Genomic DNA, 3,255 nt, shown 5'->3' on the forward strand with positions numbered 1-3,255 from the left:
GGTTCAACAGGCTCTAGATTCTGATCGTTCAAAATATCAAGCTGATGTTCCTCGCAAGGGACTATAGGGTTATTGATCTGTTTTATCGGATCTGTATTGAGTCTGTATATGGATTCGGGAAGGTTACCGAATCCTAGGTTTCGGTGAGATCCCCGAATGGATTCGGTAATTTCACCGTTTCCATTCGGTAAATTTACCGAATCGGAATTGTCTTCCGGAAAAATAAGATCCATCAGCTTTTCTTCATCAAATCGATAGAAAACAGTCGGTACACCCTCTGCTTTTTTACGGGTGGTACCAAGGCACTCTCCTAGGCGCGTTTTCAATTTTTTCAATGTATAACGAATTTGGTCTACGCTAAGGCATAGCTCTTCAGCAAGCTGCTCATGGCGCTTATAAAACCATCCATCGTTCTTAGATGAAGCACAACCAGACCAAAACACTAAATGCGAAAAGACAGCGGCTTGGTTTAAGTCGCCACTACAAAAGCGAATGTAAACACGCGGAATACTGATGTTCGCTTCATTACCAGAAAGCTCTCTGATAGCCTGAAATAACCTAGCCATGAAGACTCTTCCTTACTGCATGTAATTTACGATTAAATACCAGAATGGCTTGCCGACGAGAAATTTCGATATATCGAGTGGATGTGGTCAGCATCCAACGAGACTCCCCGTTTATACTTTGATATTTAAGACTCATTGCACGAGATCCTTACACTGTTTTTCTAGTGATTAAGGTTTCCAAATAGCTCAGTAACGGTTTATGACTCCCCTCACTTTCTTGTACTTCTTTGTAGGCTGAACGTAACTGTTCTAAAGTTGCGTTCTCGGGCAATAACAACAAAGACGACAAAGCCTCTGATGATTCTTTATTGAATATAGCTAACAGATGATCCCTGTTAGATGTCTGTTCGCCATTGCCAATAGTTGCGACAGAAAATCCAAGTGGGTTAAGAAAAGTATTGAGAGCATCACAAGCACGTTGTTTCGGCATTGCCGCAATTACTGCAGGCAAAAGATCCATCATGGTTGCTTTGGCCTCGATGCTTGTACGTTCTAAATAGCGAAAAAAGTTTTGCTGATTATTCTTGTCATCAGCACCCACAGGTTTTAAAAGTAATTTACGCTGAGCATCAACTTCATACTGAAGGCTCATTTTGTGGTAATGACGAGAGACATGCTGAGTAATAAAATCTTTACTCACTTCGGTGCGCCATCCTTCAACAGCGTTACGCATAACGCTTTTTAAGCTCTGAATTGACATTAGAGTTTTCCTTTACTGTATAAATAACCAGATTATTAAAAATCACCCGATTTCTATATTTATGACTAAGATAAATAGAAAGATGTTTTGTATTTAAATCTTTCTGGGGGGTATATATCCGGTCTAAGTTCCCAACAAGGAACGCCACTAGCAATTTCAACATCAAGAACCCAAACGGCAGGAACAGCTCCTAGCTGACGCCACTTAAAAATGTTTGATTGTTTAAGCTTTTTTGTTTTTTTAGAAAGCTGATTAATGCGCTCTGCCAGTGCTGTTTGCCCATTGCAATTGGAAATTGCTTTATCTAACGCAGTTATACTCATAACTTTAAACCTCCTGCTGACGCAAATATAACTTAAAGTTTTATCGCATACAACTTAAAGGTTTTGGATTCTTAAAACTTTTAGTTGTAAATTTGTAAACATGGAACTAAAAGATAGATTTAAACAGGCAAGATTGCATTCCGGCATATCTCAGCAAGAGTTAGCCGAGCAAGCCCACACATCTCAAGTTATGATTTCTAAAATCGAACTAGGGAAGACAGTCCAGCCAAGACGCATGGAGGTTTTTGCACATCTATTAAATGTTCCCGAAGAATGGTTACGGTTTGGATTAAACCCACCAGAATGGATTTCATCTGATAATTCAAATCCTGTAACAAAAGAAGATGACTGCAATTGCGTATGCGTCACACAAGCAAAAGAAGTACCTATTGTGTCTTGGGTTAGAGCTGGTGAATTTTGTAATTCAGAGACACAAGTATCATTTGATGATTTTGAAATGATTTTATGCCCAGAACCTTCAGCATCAGAGAGAACATTTGCTTTGAGAGTTGTAGGTGATTCGATGACAAATCCCTACGGAAGAAGCTACCCTGAAGGTACCATTATATTTGTTGATCCATTAAAAATGGCTCAGCCCGGTTCTCGTGTAATAGCAAGAACACATAAAGGCTATACATTTAAAGAATTAGTAATGAATGAGTTTGGTGAACAATATTTAAAACCACTAAACCCCTCACATCAGCCTCTTTTAGGCGACGATATTGAGGTTTGTGGTGTTGTTATCGGTAGTTATTTTAGAGAATAATCTATTTAGATAATAATAAGTTAATTTCGTTTCTTAAAGCTTCTTGAGCTGATTCAATTGATTTAAAAGATGAAGCTCGTCCTTTATCCCTAGATAATACCCATGGTCGAGCTCTTTCTTCGTTATCAGTCCAAGTAAGTGCAAATTCACTTTTCTTTAATGGTATACCATTTTTTCTTACTTTATGAATACTAACTGATTTCCCACTTTCAGTATCATAATCAAAGTCTTCGATCTGAATAACATATTCAGTCGACTCTGAGAAAATTCTGCATGCAGCCTGATAAATATCTTCTATTGATAAGCAGGTATCAATAAATTCCGCATCACATATATTGGTATTATCAGAGCTTAATTCACACCACATTTCATACGTAAGAATATTGATTAAAGCTCCTTTTTCTTTGTTTTTTAGAGCAGTTTCTATTTTTCTACCATAAGATGTACTGATCCAATCTTTAGAAGCGCTATTACCAATTACTAAATAATCAGTGTTTAGTGTTACTTTATTAGAAACTATATACCCTTGCTTTTCAGCTTCCGATTTTAACTGAGACCTAGACATTCCTGAAACAGCCCCACTGAAGCAAACAATTCGACCTTTCATGTTGATATCTTCAATATCATCACAAATAGCTAATAAGGTTTCCGATTGAGCAGAGCCCGTATTTTTAAACTGTTGTCCACAACAACGCCTAATCGCTTTTAATAGCGCCTCATCATCTTCTGATATAGCAGCACTTAATTGTTTAATGATCGAATTACATATGATTGTATCTGGCAAATTAATCAGTAACTTAGATAAAATCTGCCGTTCCTTATCACTAATATGATCATCGACAGAAATACCTTGGAGAAAGCCCAGAAATTCAGTGGCCTCACTATCTTCAGAATTACGCC

5 protein-coding genes are annotated in these 3,255 nt (G+C 37.6%); 1 reads left to right on the forward strand and 4 read right to left on the reverse strand.

The window, feature by feature from the left end:
* From I3255_RS13425 to I3255_RS13435, 3 genes are all read right to left on the reverse strand, one after another.
* The coding region (locus I3255_RS13425) for a hypothetical protein (RefSeq protein WP_238039259.1) at positions 1 to 566 on the reverse strand (566 nt) is incomplete at its 3' end.
* Between the two features lie 148 nt (positions 567 to 714).
* Positions 715 to 1,266, reverse strand: coding sequence for a toxin YdaT family protein (locus I3255_RS13430; protein WP_238039260.1), 552 nt, complete (start codon positions 1,264 to 1,266; stop codon positions 715 to 717).
* A 65-nt stretch (positions 1,267 to 1,331) separates the two neighbouring features.
* Positions 1,332 to 1,589 carry a YdaS family helix-turn-helix protein gene (locus I3255_RS13435; protein WP_238039261.1) on the reverse strand — a complete coding sequence of 86 codons (258 nt, stop codon included), beginning with the start codon at positions 1,587 to 1,589 and terminating at the stop codon, positions 1,332 to 1,334.
* A gap of 100 nt (positions 1,590 to 1,689) precedes the next feature.
* On the opposite strand from I3255_RS13435, the gene I3255_RS13440 reads away from it, so the two are divergent.
* Positions 1,690 to 2,355 carry an XRE family transcriptional regulator gene (locus I3255_RS13440; RefSeq protein WP_138242095.1) on the forward strand — a complete coding sequence of 222 codons (666 nt, stop codon included), beginning with the start codon at positions 1,690 to 1,692 and terminating at the stop codon, positions 2,353 to 2,355.
* Between the two features lies 1 nt (position 2,356).
* Here the strand turns inward: I3255_RS13440 and I3255_RS13445 are convergent.
* A partial coding sequence (locus I3255_RS13445) for a BRCT domain-containing protein (protein WP_238039262.1) occupies positions 2,357 to 3,255 on the reverse strand: 899 nt, incomplete at its 5' end.

The organism is Psychrobacter sp. Ps6 (assembly GCF_022129235.1).
Taxonomy (GTDB): Bacteria; Pseudomonadota; Gammaproteobacteria; order Pseudomonadales; family Moraxellaceae; genus Psychrobacter.

Bases quoted from the DNA above. Each gene is read 5' to 3' on its own strand.
- I3255_RS13430 (WP_238039260.1), bottom strand. From the start codon at position 1,266: ATGTCAATTCAGAGCTTAAAAAGCGTTATGCGTAACGCTGTTGAAGGA.
- I3255_RS13435 (WP_238039261.1), bottom strand. From the start codon at position 1,589: ATGAGTATAACTGCGTTAGATAAAGCAATTTCCAATTGCAATGGGCAA.
- I3255_RS13440 (WP_138242095.1), top strand. From the start codon at position 1,690: ATGGAACTAAAAGATAGATTTAAACAGGCAAGATTGCATTCCGGCATA.